20 protein-coding genes are annotated in these 16,809 nt (G+C 70.8%); 1 reads left to right on the top strand and 19 read right to left on the bottom strand.

Annotated elements, in window-relative coordinates:
* Window positions 1–19: 19 nt before the first annotated feature.
* From VNE60_00735 to VNE60_00690, 10 genes are all read right to left on the bottom strand, one after another.
* Window positions 20–316 (bottom strand): cell division protein ZapA, encoded by a 297-nt coding sequence (locus tag VNE60_00735; protein ID HVB30032.1) that lies wholly within the window; start codon window positions 314–316, stop codon window positions 20–22.
* Window positions 313–618, bottom strand: coding sequence for a hypothetical protein (locus tag VNE60_00730; protein HVB30031.1), 306 nt, complete (start codon window positions 616–618; stop codon window positions 313–315). Before VNE60_00730 ends, VNE60_00735 begins: the two co-directional genes overlap by 4 nt.
* Window positions 596–3,031: a phenylalanine--tRNA ligase subunit beta gene (pheT, locus tag VNE60_00725; GenBank protein ID HVB30030.1), complete on the bottom strand. Its 2,436-nt coding sequence runs from the start codon at window positions 3,029–3,031 to the stop codon at window positions 596–598. The genes VNE60_00730 and pheT overlap by 23 nt, the downstream gene beginning before the upstream one ends.
* Window positions 3,028–4,023, bottom strand: coding sequence for a phenylalanine--tRNA ligase subunit alpha (gene pheS, locus VNE60_00720; GenBank protein HVB30029.1), 996 nt, complete (start codon window positions 4,021–4,023; stop codon window positions 3,028–3,030). Before pheS ends, pheT begins: the two co-directional genes overlap by 4 nt.
* A gap of 138 nt (window positions 4,024–4,161) precedes the next feature.
* Window positions 4,162–4,524 (bottom strand): 50S ribosomal protein L20, encoded by a 363-nt coding sequence (gene rplT, locus VNE60_00715; GenBank protein ID HVB30028.1) that lies wholly within the window; start codon window positions 4,522–4,524, stop codon window positions 4,162–4,164.
* A gap of 12 nt (window positions 4,525–4,536) precedes the next feature.
* Window positions 4,537–4,734, bottom strand: a complete 198-nt coding sequence (gene rpmI / locus VNE60_00710; GenBank protein ID HVB30027.1) for a 50S ribosomal protein L35 — start codon at window positions 4,732–4,734, stop codon at window positions 4,537–4,539.
* Window positions 4,735–4,745: 11 nt separating this feature from the next.
* The gene (gene infC, locus VNE60_00705; protein ID HVB30026.1) at window positions 4,746–5,240 is read right to left on the bottom strand and encodes a translation initiation factor IF-3; all 495 of its coding nucleotides are present in this window, start codon (window positions 5,238–5,240) and stop codon (window positions 4,746–4,748) included.
* 265 nt (window positions 5,241–5,505) lie between these two features.
* Window positions 5,506–6,381: an MBL fold metallo-hydrolase gene (locus tag VNE60_00700; protein ID HVB30025.1), complete on the bottom strand. Its 876-nt coding sequence runs from the start codon at window positions 6,379–6,381 to the stop codon at window positions 5,506–5,508.
* Complete coding sequence (locus VNE60_00695) at window positions 6,378–7,022, bottom strand: exonuclease domain-containing protein (GenBank protein HVB30024.1); 645 nt, start codon at window positions 7,020–7,022, stop codon at window positions 6,378–6,380. Before VNE60_00695 ends, VNE60_00700 begins: the two co-directional genes overlap by 4 nt.
* Window positions 7,022–8,245 (bottom strand): arginine deiminase family protein, encoded by a 1,224-nt coding sequence (locus VNE60_00690; protein ID HVB30023.1) that lies wholly within the window; start codon window positions 8,243–8,245, stop codon window positions 7,022–7,024. Before VNE60_00690 ends, VNE60_00695 begins: the two co-directional genes overlap by 1 nt.
* 98 nt (window positions 8,246–8,343) lie before the next feature.
* Here VNE60_00690 and VNE60_00685 point away from each other — a divergent pair, with 98 nt between their 5' ends.
* The gene (locus VNE60_00685; GenBank protein HVB30022.1) at window positions 8,344–8,967 is read left to right on the top strand and encodes a redox-sensing transcriptional repressor Rex; all 624 of its coding nucleotides are present in this window, start codon (window positions 8,344–8,346) and stop codon (window positions 8,965–8,967) included.
* On the opposite strand, the gene rsmA is transcribed toward VNE60_00685, so the two are convergent.
* From rsmA to VNE60_00640, 9 genes are all read right to left on the bottom strand, one after another.
* Window positions 8,964–9,737 carry a 16S rRNA (adenine(1518)-N(6)/adenine(1519)-N(6))-dimethyltransferase RsmA gene (gene rsmA / locus VNE60_00680; protein ID HVB30021.1) on the bottom strand — a complete coding sequence of 258 codons (774 nt, stop codon included), beginning with the start codon at window positions 9,735–9,737 and terminating at the stop codon, window positions 8,964–8,966. The two genes, VNE60_00685 and rsmA, sit on opposite strands and share 4 nt — an antisense overlap.
* Before the next feature lie 53 nt (window positions 9,738–9,790).
* On the bottom strand, window positions 9,791–11,380 hold the full coding sequence (locus VNE60_00675) for a GAF domain-containing SpoIIE family protein phosphatase (GenBank protein HVB30020.1): 1,590 nt from the start codon (window positions 11,378–11,380) through the stop codon (window positions 9,791–9,793).
* The gene (locus VNE60_00670; GenBank protein HVB30019.1) at window positions 11,380–11,760 is read right to left on the bottom strand and encodes an ATP-binding protein; all 381 of its coding nucleotides are present in this window, start codon (window positions 11,758–11,760) and stop codon (window positions 11,380–11,382) included. Before VNE60_00670 ends, VNE60_00675 begins: the two co-directional genes overlap by 1 nt.
* Before the next feature lie 103 nt (window positions 11,761–11,863).
* Window positions 11,864–12,196, bottom strand: coding sequence for an STAS domain-containing protein (locus VNE60_00665; GenBank protein ID HVB30018.1), 333 nt, complete (start codon window positions 12,194–12,196; stop codon window positions 11,864–11,866).
* Window positions 12,193–13,224, bottom strand: a complete 1,032-nt coding sequence (gene pta / locus VNE60_00660) for a phosphate acetyltransferase (GenBank protein ID HVB30017.1) — start codon at window positions 13,222–13,224, stop codon at window positions 12,193–12,195. The genes VNE60_00665 and pta overlap by 4 nt, the downstream gene beginning before the upstream one ends.
* The gene (coaD, locus tag VNE60_00655) at window positions 13,221–13,706 is read right to left on the bottom strand and encodes a pantetheine-phosphate adenylyltransferase (protein ID HVB30016.1); all 486 of its coding nucleotides are present in this window, start codon (window positions 13,704–13,706) and stop codon (window positions 13,221–13,223) included. Before coaD ends, pta begins: the two co-directional genes overlap by 4 nt.
* A 106-nt stretch (window positions 13,707–13,812) precedes the next feature.
* Window positions 13,813–14,331, bottom strand: coding sequence for a 16S rRNA (guanine(966)-N(2))-methyltransferase RsmD (gene rsmD, locus VNE60_00650; GenBank protein HVB30015.1), 519 nt, complete (start codon window positions 14,329–14,331; stop codon window positions 13,813–13,815).
* A gap of 2 nt (window positions 14,332–14,333) precedes the next feature.
* Complete coding sequence (gene recJ / locus VNE60_00645; protein HVB30014.1) at window positions 14,334–16,055, bottom strand: single-stranded-DNA-specific exonuclease RecJ; 1,722 nt, start codon at window positions 16,053–16,055, stop codon at window positions 14,334–14,336.
* A gap of 37 nt (window positions 16,056–16,092) precedes the next feature.
* Window positions 16,093–16,797, bottom strand: a complete 705-nt coding sequence (locus tag VNE60_00640; GenBank protein ID HVB30013.1) for a hypothetical protein — start codon at window positions 16,795–16,797, stop codon at window positions 16,093–16,095.
* Window positions 16,798–16,809: the final 12 nt, after the last annotated feature.

The following is a 16,809-nucleotide window of genomic DNA, read 5'->3' as shown; positions in this document are numbered from 1 at the left end:
CGGGGCAACTCGGCTTGGATCAGGCCCCGCGCTTGGCCGGCGGCAACCACCGGCGGACGTCGGCGCTGAGAGCCGTCATCGACTCTGCGAGGTCCTGCGCGCTCTGGCGCGCCTCGAACAATTCGTTGGTGATCTGCAGCGCGGCGAGAATCGCCCCGCGTTGCGCGTCGAGCACCTTGCCGCTGTGCATCACGTCGCGAATCGCCGTGTCGAGATGCTTGGCGATCGCCCGCGTCGTCTCGGGCGACACGTCGCTGCGGATCGTGTACTCCTCGCCCACGATCGTCACCTTGACCGACTGCTTGGCGCCGCTCATCGCTCACCCCGCGTCTGCGCCTGCTGGCGCAGGAAGTGCACCCGGTCGAGCATCACCTTGGACCGTTCCTTGGCCTGGTCGAGACGCTCGCGCAACCGGGCGTTCTCGCGCTCGAGCGTGGCGATGCGGTCGGCCAGCCGCGGCTGCACCGGGCCGTCACTCGCCGTCGACTCCAATTCCTTGAGCCGCGCTTCGGCGAGCAGCGCGCGGCGGCGCATCGACGCCAGTTCGTCGCCCAGGCTGCGCACCAGCGCGTCGAGCTCCTGGAAGGCGGCGGTGTCAGGACGTTCGCGGTCGGACATTGAGTTCGCTCTCGAGTGCGCTGAGGATCTTGGCGCGACGGCCTTCGATTTCCTTATCGCGTAGGGTGCGCTCCGGATGGCGGAACGTCAAGCGCCAGGCCAGACTGCGCGTGCCGTCGGGCAGCCCCGTGCCCATGTATTCGTCGAACAGGTGCAGCCGCTCCAACAGCTCGCCGGCGGTCCCCCGGATCACCTGCTCGATCTGCGCCGCCGACACGCCGGCCGGCACGACCAGCGCCAGATCGAATTCGGCAGCCGGCGTGGTGGGCAGCGGCTCGTACCTTGGCCACCGGCGCACCTCGGCGCCGGGCGCCTCGCCGTGGGCGTTGCGCCCCTCCGGCGCCACCGGCGCGTTGGGCATCTCGGCGAGCGCGATCTCCACGCCGAACGCGGGCGCGGCCCACACCGGCGCGTCCAGTGCCACGCGGCGCACGCCGCCCACGTCCGCCCCATCGGCCGTCACCCGCCAGAGCCATTCACCCTCGGCGGGCACCATCGCCACCGGCACACCGGGGTACGCGTCGCGCGCCAGTTGCTCGGCGAGGCCCTTGGCATCCCACTCGTCGAATCGCTGCGCGCGCGGCGCATCGAAGTGGGCGGGATGGCGGTCGCCCATCACCAACGCGCCGGCACGGACGATCTCGCGCGGCAGCGCCCCGCCGGACGGCTCGAACACCGAGCCGATCTCGAACAGGCGGACGTTGCCCTGCATGTGCGCCAGGTTCGACTCGGCGCGCCGCGCCAGCGAATCCAGCACGTCGCGGCGCAGGTAGGGCTCATCCTCGGCCAACGGATTCTGCACGCGCACGAATCCCTCGGACGCGCCCTTGGTGAACGGCATCGGCCGCGCCTCGAGCAGTCCGCGCGCCACGAGCCCCTGCCGCACGCGGCCCGCCTGCACCCAGACCGGATCATCCGGCGACGTGCCCGGCCGGAACGGCCGGATCTCCGCCGGGAACCAGTCATAGCCGCGCAGCCGCGCCACCTCTTCGATGAGGTCGATCTCGGCCACGAGGTCCCGCCGCCACGACGGCGGCACGACGTGCAGTTCCCCGCCGCCGGCGTCGAGTTCCACCGTGCACCCGATGCCCGACAGCAGGCCGCCAGCCTCGCTGCCCGGCACGCGCGCGCCGAGCACCTTGGCCAGGCGCGACGAGCGCAGCGTGATCGCCCGGGGCTGCGGAACGGCATCGAGCACGTCCACCGGCGGACCGGCCACCTGCCCGCCCGCCACGGCCAGAATGATCTGCGCCAGGCGCTCGATTGCCATCGGCGGCAGCGCGGAGTCCACTCCGCGCTCGAACCGATAGCTGGCATCGGTGCTGAGGCCGAGCGCGCGCCGCGTGCGGCGGGTGCCGGCCGGATCGAACACCGCCACCTCGAGGAACAGGTCCGTGGTGCTGTCGGTGACCTCGCTGTCGCGGCCCCCCATCACACCGGCCACGGCCTGCGCCCGCTCGGCGTCGGCGATCACGGTCATCGTCCCGTCGAGCGTGCGGGTCACGCCGTCGAGCGTCACGAGCGTCTCTCCGGGGCGTGCCGCGCGCACGATCACGGTGCCGCCGGCGAGCTTGGCGAGATCGAACGCGTGCGTGGGCTGCCCCAACTCGTGCAGGATGTAGTTGCTGGCGTCCACCACATTGTTGATCGACCGGCTGCCCACGCTCGCCAGGCGCTCCACCAACCACGCGGGACTCGGCCCCACGGTCACGCCGCGGATGACCAACCCCATGTAGCGCGGCGCCAGCGCGGGGTCCTGCACGCGGACGGCCACGTGGCCCGTCACGCCCTCATGGGCCACGCGCGGCACGGCGTCCCACACCGGCGCCGCGCCGCCGACGGCGGGCAACGACAGCGCGCGCGCGGTGACCGCCGCCACCTCTCGCGCCACGCCCAGATGCGAGAGCAGATCGGGCCGGTTGGGCAGCACGTCGATCACCAGTTGGGTGTCGCCCAGCGGGAGCGCCTGCAGGAGCGGGGTGCCCGGCGGTACGTCGAGATCCAGTTCCATGATGCCGTCGTGATCGTCCCCGAGCTTCAATTCGCGGGCCGAGCAGAGCATGCCATCCGACACGGCGCCGCGGATCTTGCGCTTCTCGAGCTTGAGCCCGGTGGGGATCACGGTGCCCGTGCGCGCGAACGGGTACAGCTTGCCCGCGGTCACGTTGGCGGCGCCGCAGACCACATCGAGCAGCACGCCGCTTCCGTCGTCCACCCGCGTGACGTGCAGGTGGTCGGAATCGGGATGCGGCGCCTCTTCGACCACGCGCGCCACGACGATCGCCGCGAGATCCTGGCGCAGGGGCACCAGTTCGTCCACCGTGGCCACGTGCGCCGTGATCAGATCCCGGAGCTGCGCCGGCGTCTGATCGAAGGGGACGAAGGCCCGCAGCCATGCGTACGAGACGTTCATTCGGCGATCTGCTCCAGAAAGCGGACGTCGGAATCGTAGAAGACGCGGATGTCGCCCACGCCGTAGCGCTGCTGGGCGATACGCGCCGGCCCCATGCCGAACGCCCACCCGGTGTACTTCTCGCTGTCGATCCCCGCGCCCTCGAGCACCGCGGGGTGCACCATGCCCGAGCCGAGGATCTCCATCCATCCGGTGCCCTTGCAGGCGGCGCAGCCGGCGCCGCGGCAGAGCTGGCACTCGATGTCCATCTCGGCCGAGGGCTCGGTGAACGGGAAGAAGCTGGGCCGGAAGCGCACGTTGGCGGCGCCGAAGAAGCGGCGCGCGAAATGCCCGAGCGTGGCCTTGAGATCCACGAAGCTGATCCCCTCGTCCACGCACAGGCCTTCGATCTGCGCGAACATCGGCGCATGGGAGGCGTCGAAGAAGTCGCGACGATACACGTTGCCGGGCGCGAGGATGCGGATGGGCGGCGCGTAGCGCTGGAGGGTGCGGACCTGCACCGGCGACGTGTGCGTGCGCAGCAGCACGTCGCCCTCCACGTACAGCGTGTCGTGCATGTCCATTGCCGGGTGGTCGGGCGGGAAGTTGAGCGCGCCGAAGTTGTACCACTCCGATTCGACCTCGGGCCCGAGGGCGATGGTGAAGCCGAGCTCGCGGAAGATGCCGGCGATCTCGTCGATGACGCGCGTGACCGGATGGGCGGCGCCGCGCCACTCGTGGCGGGCGGGCATGGTGAGGTCGCGCGGCCGCTGGTAAGCGGCGGACGCCAGGGAGAGTTCGGTCCGCCGTTCGTCCAGCGCCTGCTCGAGCTGGCGCTTGACGGTGTTGAACAGCTTGCCCGCCTCGGGCTTCTCGTCCCGCGGCAGCGCCCCGAGGGCGCGCTGGAATTCGAGGATCTCGCCGCGGCGGTCGCCGAGGACCTGCACGCGCGCGGCCTCGAGCGCGTCGAGGTCGGCCGCGTCGCCGATGGCGGCGAGGCCGGCGGACGCCATCCGGCCGATCTGGTCGGCGTAGTCGCGGAGGGTGGGCGGATCGGGAAGAGGCATCGGGAGCGCGGGATGGGGCCAAAGCGGACGGCGGCAGCGGCGACCGAGGTCGCGCTGCCGCCGTGGAGTCGCAGGACTACAAACCTACGCTGCGTTCAACGCGGAGCGCGCCTTGTCGGCCAGCGCCGCGAACGCCGCGGGGTCGTGCACGGCGAGATCGGCGAGGATCTTCCGGTTGACTTCGATGCCGGCCTTCTTGAGGCCGTTGATGAACGTGGCGTACGTCAGCTCGTGCTGATGCGCGCCGGCGTTGATGCGCGTGATCCACAGGCGCCGGAAGTCGCGCTTCTTGTTCTTGCGATCCCGGTACGCATACTTCCAGCCGCGCTCGACATTTTCCTTGGCGGCCTTCCACAGCTTGCTGCGGGCGCCAAAGCCGCCGCGGGCGGCCTTCATGATCTGCTTCTTGCGCTTGAGGCGCGGTACGTTCGATACGGCGCGAGGCATGGGTCTCTCTCCTTACGCCTGCAGCAGGCGCTTGATGTTCTTCACCTCGCCATTCGTGGCAATGAGCCCCGACTGGCGCAGGCGGCGCTTCCGCTTGGACGTCTTCTTCGTGAGAATGTGGCTCTTGTTGGCCTTGTTGCGCTTCACCTTGCCGGTTCCGGTGAGGCTGAAGCGCTTCGCGGCACCCTTGTGGGTCTTCATCTTTGGCATGGACTGCTGACCTATTTCGGTGTGAGGATCATCGTCATCGACTTCCCTTCCAGTCGCCCCGCGCTCTCGATCTTGCCGATGTCGGCGAGGGACGTCGCCACGCGTTCCAGCACGGCCTGGCCGAGCTCGGGATGCGTGACCTGGCGACCACGGAACATCATGGTCACCTTGACCTTGTTCTTCTCTTCCAGGAACCGGCGCGCGTGTCGCGTCTTGGTGTCGAAATCGTGATCGTCGATGCCCGGGCGGTACTTGACCTCCTTGAGCTCGATCACGTGCTGCTTCTTCTTCGCCACCCGCGCCTGCTTGGCCATCTCGAACTTGTACTTCCCGTAGTCCATGATCCGGACCACCGGGGGCCGCGCCGTCGGGGCGACTTCGACCAGATCCAACCCCAACTCTTCGGCCATGCGGAGCGCGGCGTCCACTTCGAGGATCCCGAGTTGTGAACCGTCGGCGCCGATGACGCGTAGCGGGCTGATGCGGATCTGGCGGTTGACCCGCACGCGCTTCGTCGTGTCCTGGATGGCAAAGCCCTCGTTCTGAAGAAAAAAAATGCGGACCCACCGAGAGTCCGCACGACGGCGCCCGCACTCGATACTCGAGTGACGCGGCAAACCGGCCTGGACTCCTGTAGCGCACCAACGCCGAGGCGAAGGGCCAGAGGGTGGAAACGACAGCCCGTCGTTTCACTTACCAAGTTGTAATGCCTGAAGTTAGGCCTCGCCACCTCAGGCGTCAAGTGCGCCGCGGGTCACACGCCGCCCGTCGCTACGGGGCCTCGAAGGCGTAGCCCTTCCCGTCGTGGACCACCCGGCCCCACGCGTTGACGGCGTCGTGCACGAACACCAGCAGCCACCGCTGCTCGGCGGCCGTCTTGAGCAGCCGCCGCTTGGTTTCCAACGTCACCAACGGCTCCACGTCATAGCCCATGATCCAGGGCAGCGGCAGGTGCGCCGCCGTCGGCACCAGATCCGACAGGAAGATCGCCGTCTCGCCGCCCGACGCGAGCCGCACGGCCTGGTGCCCCGGCGTATGGCCCGGCGTGGGCATCAGGTGCACGCCGGGGATGATCTCGACCTCCCCCTGCACCAACTCCAGGCGGCCGGCCTCCATCACCGGCGCGAAGTTGTGCGCGAAGTAGCTGGCCGCCGTGCGCTCGTTGGTGTGCGTGGCCCACTGGTACTCGGCACGCTGCACCACGTAGCGCGCCCGCGGAAAGCTCAGCCGCACCTGCCCTTCGGCGTCCACGTACGTGTTGCCGCCGGCATGATCGAAGTGCAGGTGCGAGTCGATCATCATCGTGATGTCCGACGGCGCCACCTTCAGCTGCGCCAGCGCGTCGTCCAGCCAGGTGCGCCCTCCGGCGCCGGCGTTCTCCACGCCGTAGATCTCGTGGAACTTGGCCGACTCCTTGTTGCCCAGCCCGTTGTCGATCAGCACCAACCCGCGCTCGTGCTCCACGAGCAGGCACCGCATGCCGAGTTGGATGCGGTTGCGCTCGTCGGCCGGAATCCGGCGTTCCCAGAGCGGTTTGGGCACGACGCCGAACATCGCGCCGCCGTCCAGCCGCTGTCCGCCCGCCTGGATGGCGTGGACCTTCCATTTGCCCACGGTGCGGGTCTCGATCCGCGGTTCCACGGTCATGCCGAACGGTCGTCGTTGGCGGAGCGCGGAAACGCCGACCACCGGCGCCCGGTCCTCGTGGCGGGGTGCAGCAGCCCCTCGAGGTCATCCCACGTGTCGCATCCGCGGGCGAACGCGTCGTCGAGCAGCCGGATGAGCACGTGCGCCGTGGCGACGGCGTCCCCCAACGCGCGGTGGCGGTCGTCGATCGCGATGCCGTAGTGCGCCGTGACGTGATCCAGCGACCGCCGCGGCAGGTGCGCGAGCAGGCGCCGCGCCAGACGGACCGTGCACAGCTGCGCGTTGTCGAGCGGCGCCTCGCCGGCGCGCTCCATCTCCATGCCCACGAATCCCCAGTCGAACGGCGCGTTGTGGGCCACGAATACGTGATCGGCCATGAACGCCCGCACCTCGGCGCTCACGTCGCGAAACCGCGGCGCGTCCTTGACCATGCCCCACGAGATGCCGGTGAGGCGGGTGATGTACTGGGGGATGGAGCGCTCCGGGTTGAGCAGCGTCTGGAACGTCTCCTGCACCTGCCCGTCGCGCACGACGACGGCGGCGAATTCGGTGACCCGATCGTCGGCGCGCGGCGAGGTGCCCGTGGTCTCCACGTCCACGACCACGTACGACAGCCGCGCCAACCGGCTCGTGCCGCGCATCACGCCCACGGGTCGTCCCGGAGCACCGGGCAGGTCATGCACCGGGCCCCGCCGCCGGCCCGCACCAGCTCCGAACCCTCGAAGGTGATCACGGCGCGTCGTCCGTCGGTGAGCGGCGACTGCCCGGTGAGAAACGACACGCCGGGGATGATCTCGAACCCCATGCGCTCCATCTCGCGCAGCGTGGCGTCGTTGCGCTGGTACGACAGCACCACGCCCGGGCTCACCGCCACGAAGTTGCACCCCGAGGCCCACTGCTCCCGTTCCTGCGACGTGCGCCGGTCGCCGCCGCAGAAGATCGGCTCCATGGGCATCTCGCACGCCTCGAGCGCGGCGAACATGTTCGGCATCTCGCGCAGGTGGCTGTGGCCCTTGTGCCAGTGCAACACGCTCAGCCGCTCCGATCCGATGAACTGCGGCGGAAACACCGCGCACAGTTCGCGGTCCACCTGGGTGAAGATCATGTCGAGGTGGATGGCGGTGTCCTGCTTGGGCATCACGACCACGATGATGTCCGTGACCGGCGTCTGCGCGAAGAACAGCGACGCCAGTTGATCGATCGCCGCCGGACTCGACCGCTCGCTGAACCCGATCACCACGAGATCGCGGCGCAGCGGATGGACGTCGCCGCCCTCGAGGGTGTGGTTGGTGCGGCGCTCGGCGGCGCCGTCGAACAGGATCCCCGCGTTGGCCAGCGCGGGATGATGCGTGAACAGCGACTTCATGATCAGCTCTTCGGGCCACCGGATGCCGTAGCGCATCGAGCCCACGAGCGCGTGGTCGCCCACCACCATCGCGCTGTCGCGCGTGAAGAACAGGTTGGGCAGCGGCGGCAGGGTGTAGCCGGGCTCGTTGAGCGCCTTGGCCAGCGGCCCCGGTTCGTCCTCGCGCCCTTCCACCAGCATGCGCGTGAGCGCGTCCGGCGCGAGGGCGGTGATGTCGCGGGCCAGCGGCTCCGACGGCACGACGTCCATGGCGGCGCGCATGAGCAGGTCGCGCGACGCGGCGTTGCCGAGCACGTCCTGCAGCAGGTCGCGCACCTGATAGACGGGGGTGAACCGTTCCAGGAGGGCGATGAACCGGCGGTGCTCGCGCTGGGCGGCCTCGGCGTCGATGATGTCGTCGTAGAGGTAGTCTTCGCGCGTACTGGGGGTGACGGCGAGCAATTCACGGCCCGGCGTATGGACCAGAACGCCGCGCAACCGACCGATTTCGGAGGACACGTGGACGGGCATGCCCTAACCTAACCAGCGCCCCGATGGCTGGTGCAGCCGTGGGCCGGCGCTTATCTTGTGAATGAATTCACAAGCGCCCCAGCACAGTGAAACGCATTGCCGATTCTACGGTTCGGCGGCTGTCCGCCTATCTCAGGTTCCTCGAAGACTTCGAGGCGCGGGGCTTGTTGACGATCTCCAGTCAGGAGCTGGCCAAACGCGGGGGGACCACCTCCGCCCAGGTCCGCAAAGACCTGTCGTTCTTCGGCTCGTTCGGCAAGCGCGGCCTGGGCTATTCGGTTCCGGAGCTGGCCGGACGCCTGCGCCAGATTCTCGGCCTCCTGCGCGAATGGCGCGTGATCATCGTCGGCGCCGGCAAGATCGGCGCCGCCCTGGCCCGGCATCACGGGTTCCGGCAGCGGGGGTTCGTGATCATCGCCGCCTACGACAACGACCCCGGCATCGTCGGCACAGATCTCGAGGGCGTGGTGGTGCGCGACATCGCGCATCTGGAGCGCGACGTGCATCGCGACCACCCCGACATCGCCGTGCTCGCCGTGCCCGAGGAGCATGCGCAGCGGGTGGCCGACCGGGTGGTCCGCACCGGGATCAAGGCGATCCTCAACTTCGCGCCCACCCAGATCCAGGTGCCGGCCGACATCACCGTGAAGACGGTGAACATGGCGATGGAGCTCGAAGGGCTCTCGTTCGCGCTGACCAACCGCGACTAGGACAGCGCGCGCATCAGCGCCGCGAAGGCGCCGGGCGCGAGGGTCTCGGGGCGCGCTTCTGGATCGATGCCCGCGGCGGCGAGCGCCGCGTCGGCATGGGCGACGTCGAGCGACGCCACCGACCGCACGCCGCGCCGCAGTTGCTTGCGCCGCATGCCGAACAGTTGCTGCACCAGCGCCCGGAACCGCGGTTCGTCGCCCGGTCCGATCACCGGATCGGGGCGCGGCACGATCCGGATGATGGCGCTGTCCACCTTGGGCGCGGGGCGGAACGCCCCCGCGGGCACCCGGGCCACGATCTCCGGCGTGGCCACCGCCTGGATGTTCACCGACAGCGCGCCGTAGATGCGCGAACCGGGCGCCGCCACGATCCGCTCGGCCACCTCCCGCTGCACCAGGTACACGGCGCGATCCGGCCGAGGACGCTCCAGCGCCTGGAAGAGGATCGGCGTCGTGATGTAGTACGGCACGTTGCCCACGAGGACGTACGGTCCGCCGGCGAGCGCGCCGAAGTCGGTGGCCAACACGTCGGCCTCCACCACCTCCACCGACGGCACGGCGGCGTACCGCTGGCGCAGCAAGTTGGCCAACGCGCGATCGTATTCGATCAGCACCAGGCGCCGGGCCAACGGCACGAGCCGATCGGTGAGCGCGCCGCGTCCCGGTCCGATCTCGAGCACCGTCTCGGCCCCCGTCAGTTCGAGGGCGGCGACGATGCGATCGAGCGCGCGGGCGTCGTGCAGGAAGTGCTGGCCCAGGCTCTTCCGCACCGGCGGGAGCGCCCCGGGTGCGCGGCGCGGCCGGTCGCCGGGCACGCGGCCGCTCAACTGCGCAGCACGACGACGGTCAGGTCGTCGCGGGCCCGCACGCCGCGCAGGAACCGATCCACCGCCTTGAACACCCGCTCGACGATGGCGCCCGACGCCTCGGTGCGGTAGCGACGCGCGATCTCGATCACCCGCTCCTCCCCGAACCGCTCGCCGTCGCGGTTGCGCGCGTCGCTCACCCCGTCGGTGAACAGGAGCAGCACGTCGCCGGCCGCGTCCCACTTGCGCCGCGCGGAGCTGGGCGAGTCCGCCGTGAGGCCCAGCGGCGGATCGAGCGCCGGCAGCCGGTCCACGGTGCCGTCGGCGTGGACCACGAACGAGGAGGCGTGCCCGGCGTTGGCGTAGCGCAACGTCCCGCCGTTGCGATCGATCACGGCGTAGAACGCCGACACGAACATCTCGGTGGCGATCAACTCGTCGCGCAGCGAGGCGAGCAGCGCGTTGAGCATCTCCCCCGGATCGGCCGTCGTCTTGGAGTGGATGGCCGACGCGCTCATCACCAGCGCCATGATCAGCGCCGCCTGGTAGCCGTGCCCCGACACGTCGCCGAGCAGCACGCCCACGCGCCCGCGCCCCAGCCGGAACAGATTGTACAGATCGCCGCCCACGCTCTCGGCCGGCGCCACGCGCGCCGCGGCGTCGGCGTCGGCCCCCAGCGCCGCGCCGCCCGGCAGCAGCTTCATCTGCAGGTCGTGCGCCAGCTGCATCTCGTGCGACAGCCGCTGCTGGGCCACGGACGCCCGCACGAGCCGGGTGTTCTGGATGGCGGTGCCGATCTGCGTGGCGATGGCGGCGATCAACTTCTGGTCGCCGGCGGAGAACGGTTGCCCGCCGCGCCGCCCCGAGAGGTTGACCACGCCCAGCGGCTCGGCGCCGCGCGGGGTGCTCCACATGATCGGCACCGAGAGGAGCGCGCCCTCACGATGCTCCACCTCCTGCGGGCACGGCGAGTCGCCGGCCTCGACGATCTCCGGGTGCATGGTCCGGAAGACCCGCGCCGTGACGCTGCACGCATCGTCCACGGCGATCGACGGCAGCGCGGCCGGCCGGGCGCCGAGGGCGGCGACGACGCGCAGTTCCCGACCCGCGGCATCGTACACCAGCACCGTGGCCCGGCGCGCGCCCACCGTCTCGCTGATCTCGGTGAGGATGGTGTGCGCCGCCTCTTCGAGCGCCACCGTGCGGCCGAGGATCTCGCCGATCGTGTAGAGGAGGTTGATCTCCTCGTAGCGCTCGGCGAGTTCGCTGGCGGCGTGTTCGACTTCGAGGGAGGCCTGGAGAAAGTGCGAGACGACGGGCAGCAGGAAGCGGAGGTGCGTCTCGAGGGCGGCGCGGCTGGAGGGCGAGGGCCCGACGAGGATCCACGCGTGGCGCGGTCCGGGCACGGCGGCGATGAGCGCCTGGCCGCCGGGGGTCCTCACGGACTGCGCGCCCTCCACCGGCCCCGGCCATCGATCGAGCGGCGGGGCGCGGTACGTGGCCGCTTCGCATTCCGGCGCCCCGCCCGCCCGGGGCTCCACCCACACCGCGGCGTCGCAGCGCGTGGCCTCCTTGAACGCGGTGAGTACCGAGGTGAGGTCGGACATCAGGCGCGGTGCAGGGTCATGCGGACCACGTTGCCGCGCTGGGCCTCGACGCGCTCCACGTGGTCCATGAGCTTCTGCATGAGAAAGAGGCCGCGCCCGTCCTCGTGCTCCAGGCGATCGGGCGTGGTGGGATCCACGGCGCACGCAGCGAGATCGAAGCCGAGGCCCTCGTCGGTGACCTCGATGACGAGCCGGGTGCTCCCCACGTGGGCCCGCACGCGCACCGACTTTTCCGGGTCGTCGCCGTTGCCGCACAGGATGGCATTGGCCAGCGCCTCGGTCAGGGCCACGGGCACGTTGAGCGTGATATGGCGTTCGGCGTAGCGCATGACCTTGCACTCCGCGCGCACGGCCTCGACGACGCGCTCGATGAATCGCACGTCGCTGGGAAACTCGAACTCGAGGACATGCGCCTCCGGGCGTGGATCCCGGCCACCAGACATCTGCCGCAACGTCACTTCGGCGTCGAAGGGAACCGGCGGCTCAGAAGCTCGCGAGGGCCAGGGCGCGCGTCTCGGCGATCTGGAACAGCGTATCCAGCTTGGTGAGCTCGAACAGCGTCCGCAGATCGTCGTTGAGCGCGGCCAGGCGCAGTTCCCCGCCCTGCTCGCGAATCCGCTTGGACAGGGACACCAGCACCCCGAGTCCGGAGCTGTCGATGTATCCCGTCTTGGAGAAGTCCACGAGCAGCTTGCGGGCGCCGCCCTCGAGCTCCTCGAGCATCTTCTGCTTCAGTTCCTGGCGGTTGCCGACGATCAACTGGCCGTCGATCTCGACGATGGAGACATCGCCCTGCTTCGTGATCGTGAAGCTCATGCCGTCCTCTCCTCGGGGTCCGGCGCCGGATCCGGGGCGCCGTCGTGTGCCTGCAGGGCCGTCACGGCCGCTACATGGAAGATGTCATCACTCGTCGCGCCGCGCGAGAGATCGCTGCACGGTCGTTTGAGGCCCTGCACGATCGGCCCCACGGCCTCGGCGCCGGCCAGGCGTTGCACCAGCTTATAGGCAATATTACCCGCATCGAGCGATGGGAACACCAGCACGTTGGCGCGGCCGCCGACGGCGCTCCCGGGCAGCTTCCCCGCCGCCACCGCGGCGACGAGGGCGGCGTCGCCCTGCATCTCCCCGTCGATGGCCATCCCGGGGGCGCGGCGGCGCGCCAGCTGCACCGCGCTGCGCACCAGATCCACGCTCGGGCCTCCGGCGCTTCCCCGGGTGCTGAACGAGAGGAACGCCACCACGGGCTCGTCGCCCACGATCCGGCGCCGGTCGCCGGCCGCCGCCATTGCGATGTCGGCCAGCTGCTCCGCGTTGGGGTACGGCACCACGGCGCAGTCCGTGAACGTGAGCACTTCCTCGGCCCCCGGGCCGCGGAAGGGCGGCACCACCATGTAGAACGCGCTGGACACCGTCCGCACGCCCCGGGCGGGCCCGACGAGCGCCAGCGACGCCCGCAGCACGTCGGCGGTGGTGTGGCAGGCGCCGGCCACGCAACCGTCGGCATGGCCCAGCCGCACGATCCCATCGGCGAAGTACAGTGGCGTGCGGGCCAGACGCGCCGCTTCGGCCTCGGTCATCCCCTTTTCGTGCCGGGCCGCGTACAACAGCTGCGCGATCTGGTCGGCCCGCGGGTCCCGCGCCGGATCCAGCACCTCGCCTCCCACGCCGCGGACCGCGGCGTGCGACGCCGGCGCGTCGGGGTCGAGCACCAGCAGCGGCTCCACCACTCGTTGCGCGGCGAGCGCCCGTACCGCGTCCAGCGTCCGGGGGTCGGCGGTCTCGGGAAAGACGATCCGCTTGCGCACCGCCGTCGCGCGGGCCTGGACGCCCGCCAGAAAGCTCATCGCCCCGCGAACTTCCGGCGCAGGGCCGCGGCCGCCGACGGGTGCACGAGGCCGCTCACGTCGCCGCCGAACCGCGCGATCTCGCGCACCAGGCTGGCGCTGATGTACGTCGTGTCGAGCGACGGGACCATGAACACCGTCTCGAGATTCGGCGAGAGATGCCGGTTCATGAGCGCCATCTGGTACTCGTATTCGAAATCACTCACGGCGCGCAGGCCGCGAATGAACAGCGTGGCGCCGGCGTCCCGCGCGAAGTCCACGAGGAGCCCCGAGAATTCGCGCACGTCGATGCGCGGCTCGTCGCCCACCGACTCGCGGATGAGCGCCATGCGTTCGGCCACGGAGAACAGCGGCTCCTTGGCCACGTTCGTGGCCACGGCCACGATCAGCCGGTCCACGAACCCGAGGCTGCGCAGCATCAGGTCTTCGTGGCCCCGCGTGACCGGGTCGAAACTGCCGGCGTAGATGGCGATGCGCGTCATGGAGTCCAGGGCGTGAAGGTCACCGCCGCCCGCACCGGCCGGGTCCTGCGGGCCGCCGGGCGCGATCCGCCGTAATGATAGCACGCCGTGCGCGCGCCGCCCACCGTCACTCGGCCCGGAAGATCGTGATCACGGTGTCGCCGTACACGCGCCGCGTTCCCTCGCCCGGCAGCACCTCGTCCCGGCGGTGCTCCACGCCGAGCAGGTCGGCGAACGGGACGGCGAGCCAGGCCTCGGCCACGCGCGAGGCCAGCCCCTGGCCGTACGGCGGATCCGCGAACGCGACGTCGAAGGCGTGCGGCTCCAGCCCGGCCGCGAATTGCAGGGCATCGGCCCGGTGGATCACCGCCGCATCGCCCGCTCCCAGCGCATCGGCGTTCTCCCGGATGGCCCGCAGGCAGGGCGCCGCACTCTCCACCAGGTGGGCCTCGGCCGCCCCGCGCGAGAGCGCCTCGAGCCCCAACGCGCCCGAGCCGGCGAACAGGTCGAGCACGCGCGCATCGGGAAGCCACGGGCTCATGATGCTCATCCACGCTTCGCGCACGCGGTCGGCCGTGGGGCGCACCCGCTCGTCATCCGCCGCCTTGATGCGGCGCCCGCGCCACTTGCCGGCCACGATGCGCACGATCAGCCCTGGAAGTCCGCGAGGCGTGCCTGCAGGCGCGACTCCCCGTTCCACTCGTCGCGATCGAGGCGGAACGCCACGTCCACCGGACGTCCCACGTCCAGCTCGCCCCGCCGCGGGCCCATGCCCCATCCGATCGCCGTCAGTGAGTGGCCGCCGCTCTTGAGCAGGAGCCGAAGCCCGTCCTTGCCCACCGTGCGCGGCGGCCCCGCCAGCGTCACGCCGCGCGACACGAGCACCGGCGCGGGATTGCCGGCGCCGAACGGCTCCAGGTGGCGCAGCAGCGCCTCCAGATCCTCGGTGGCCGCATCGAACGGCAGCTCGAGATCGGCGCGGATCTCCGGCACCAGGTCGTCGGCCGACAACGACCGCCGCGCCACGGCGTTGAAGCGCTCGGCGAACGCCGGCACCTGGTCGCGAGCGATCGTCACGCCGGCCGCGGCGCGGTGGCCGCCAAACCGGATGAGCAGGTCGCGGCACTCGCCGATTCCGGCATGGAGGTCGAACGGCGAGATGGACCGCCCCGATCCCTTGCCTTCGTCCCCGTCGAGCGCGATCAGGATCGTGGGACGCCCGAACTCCTCGACCAGGCGCGACGCCACGATGCCGATCACGCCGGCGTGCCATCCCTCACCCGCCAGCACGAGGCCGTACGTCGCGTCGAGGTCCAGGCGCTCGACCATGCGCCGCGCCTCGTCGAGCGTCCGGCGATCGATCTCCTGGCGCCGCGCGTTCAGTTCCTCGAAGTCCCGCGCCAGCCGGTTGGCGTCGGCCTCGCTCTCGGTCATGAGCAGTTCGACGCCGCGCAGCGCCCGGTCGAGGCGTCCGACGGCGTTGAGCCGCGGCGCGAGGATGTACCCCACGCGGCCGGCGGTGAGGGGCTTGTGGTCGAGGCCCGCCGCGCGGATGAGGGCGCGCAGGCCAACGTTGCGGGTGTCCGAGAGCAACCGCAGTCCGTAGCGCACGAGCACCCGGTTCTCGCCCCGCAGCGGCGCGATGTCGGCCACCGTGGCCAGGGCCACGAGGTCGAGCAGCTCGAGCACGCGGTTCTCGCTGGCGCCGAACGCGCGCACGAGGGCGAGCGCGAGCTTGAACGCCACGCCGACGGCGGCCAGGTCCTTGTCCACCGAGGGGCAGCCGGCCCGCTTGGGATTGATCACGGCGAAGGCCGGCGGCAGTGGGCCGCCGGGCAGGTGGTGGTCCGTGATGATCACGTCCACGCCGGCGTCCTGCAGCGCGGTCACCGGCCCCACGGCGCTGGTGCCGCAGTCGCAGGTGACCACGACCCGCGCGCCGATGTCCAGGGCGGCGCGCACGCCGACGTCGGTGAGATCGTAGCCGTCCTTGAGCCGCTGCGGGATGAAGGGCTCGGCGCGGCCGCCGAGCGAGCGCAGGGTCTTGACCATGATCGTCGTGGAGCACATCCCGTCCACGTCGTAGTCCCCATGGACGAGGATGGTCTCGCCGGCCCGGATGGCCTGGACCAGGCGTTCGACCGCTCGATCGAGGTCGAGGAGGGTGGACGGCTCGTGCAGGTGTTCCAGCCGTGGCCGGAGGAACCGCTTGGCAAGCTCCGGATCGGCGTAGCCGCGGCCCACGACCAGCCGGCACACGGCGTCCGGAAGGCGCAGCGCTTCCGCGAGCGCCGCCACGGCATCGGGATCAGGGTCGGGCGGCATCACCCAGCGGCTGCGAGGGCGCAGCCGGGTGTCAGGAGGAGTCACGCCGGAAAGTTAGGCCTGGTCCGGCGCCCCAACAACATCAATCGCCCGCGTAGAGGAGCACGCCGCACCCCTCGCAGACCTCGGGCGCGCCCGTGCCCAGCATCACGTTGCGCCGCTGCATGGGGATCATGGTGTCGCAGTTGCCGCACGATGGGCCATGGAGCGCGAACAGGGCCACCGAGCGCTGCCGTCTCTGGATGCGATCGTAGCGCGCCATGAGCGACCGCGAGATCCGGGCCGCCTTCTGGTCGCGTTGGCCGCGCGCCCCCTCGAGTTCGCCCGTCAACGCCTTGCGATCGGACGCCAGCGTCTCGCGGGCCTCGGCCTGCGCCGCGCGCGTGGCCTCGACGCCCTTGGCGCGGTCGGCGGCGTGCGCCCGCAGTTCGACGAGCCGGGTGTTGATGGCCCCGATCTCGCGTTCGTCGTCGGCGAGCATGCGGCGCGCCTGCTCGGTCTGGGCCACCGCCGCGGCGGCTTCGCGCGGGGAGGTGACCGTGTTCAGCACCTGTTCGTGGCGCTTGAGCAACTCCCGGTGCTGCTCGATGCGGAACTGGATGTCCCGCTGGCGCTTCTCCTCTCCCTCGGTGGCGGCGGTGGCCTCGGCCAGCGCCTGCTCGGCCCGCTGCGTGTCGGCCTCCAGGGCCGCCAATCGCGGCGCCAGGGCGGCGAGCTTGTCCTCGAGCGCGAAGATCACCGCGTCTTCTTGCTGCACCTCCAACAGAATCACGACGTCCTGATGCACGAGCCGGTCTCC

The organism is Gemmatimonadaceae bacterium (genome assembly GCA_035533755.1).
Lineage (GTDB): Bacteria > Gemmatimonadota > Gemmatimonadetes > Gemmatimonadales > Gemmatimonadaceae > JAGWRI01.
Note: the sequence above shows the minus strand (reverse complement) of the source record. Positions and strands in the feature narration are given on the sequence as shown.

Coding starts and splice junctions, on each gene's coding strand:
- VNE60_00700 (HVB30025.1), bottom strand. CDS start 6,381: ATGACCGTGGAACCGCGGATCGAGACCCGCACCGTGGGCAAATGGAAG.
- pta (HVB30017.1), bottom strand. CDS start 13,224: ATGAGCTTTCTGGCGGGCGTCCAGGCCCGCGCGACGGCGGTGCGCAAG.
- rplT (HVB30028.1), bottom strand. CDS start 4,524: ATGCCTCGCGCCGTATCGAACGTACCGCGCCTCAAGCGCAAGAAGCAG.
- coaD (HVB30016.1), bottom strand. CDS start 13,706: ATGACGCGCATCGCCATCTACGCCGGCAGTTTCGACCCGGTCACGCGG.
- VNE60_00675 (HVB30020.1), bottom strand. CDS start 11,380: ATGTCCGACCTCACCTCGGTACTCACCGCGTTCAAGGAGGCCACGCGC.
- VNE60_00730 (HVB30031.1), bottom strand. CDS start 618: ATGTCCGACCGCGAACGTCCTGACACCGCCGCCTTCCAGGAGCTCGAC.
- VNE60_00695 (HVB30024.1), bottom strand. CDS start 7,022: ATGCGCGGCACGAGCCGGTTGGCGCGGCTGTCGTACGTGGTCGTGGAC.
- VNE60_00665 (HVB30018.1), bottom strand. CDS start 12,196: ATGAGCTTCACGATCACGAAGCAGGGCGATGTCTCCATCGTCGAGATC.
- VNE60_00735 (HVB30032.1), bottom strand. CDS start 316: ATGAGCGGCGCCAAGCAGTCGGTCAAGGTGACGATCGTGGGCGAGGAG.
- rpmI (HVB30027.1), bottom strand. CDS start 4,734: ATGCCAAAGATGAAGACCCACAAGGGTGCCGCGAAGCGCTTCAGCCTC.
- pheT (HVB30030.1), bottom strand. CDS start 3,031: ATGAACGTCTCGTACGCATGGCTGCGGGCCTTCGTCCCCTTCGATCAG.
- pheS (HVB30029.1), bottom strand. CDS start 4,023: ATGGCGTCCGCCGGCCTCGCCGCCATCGGCGACGCGGCCGACCTCGAC.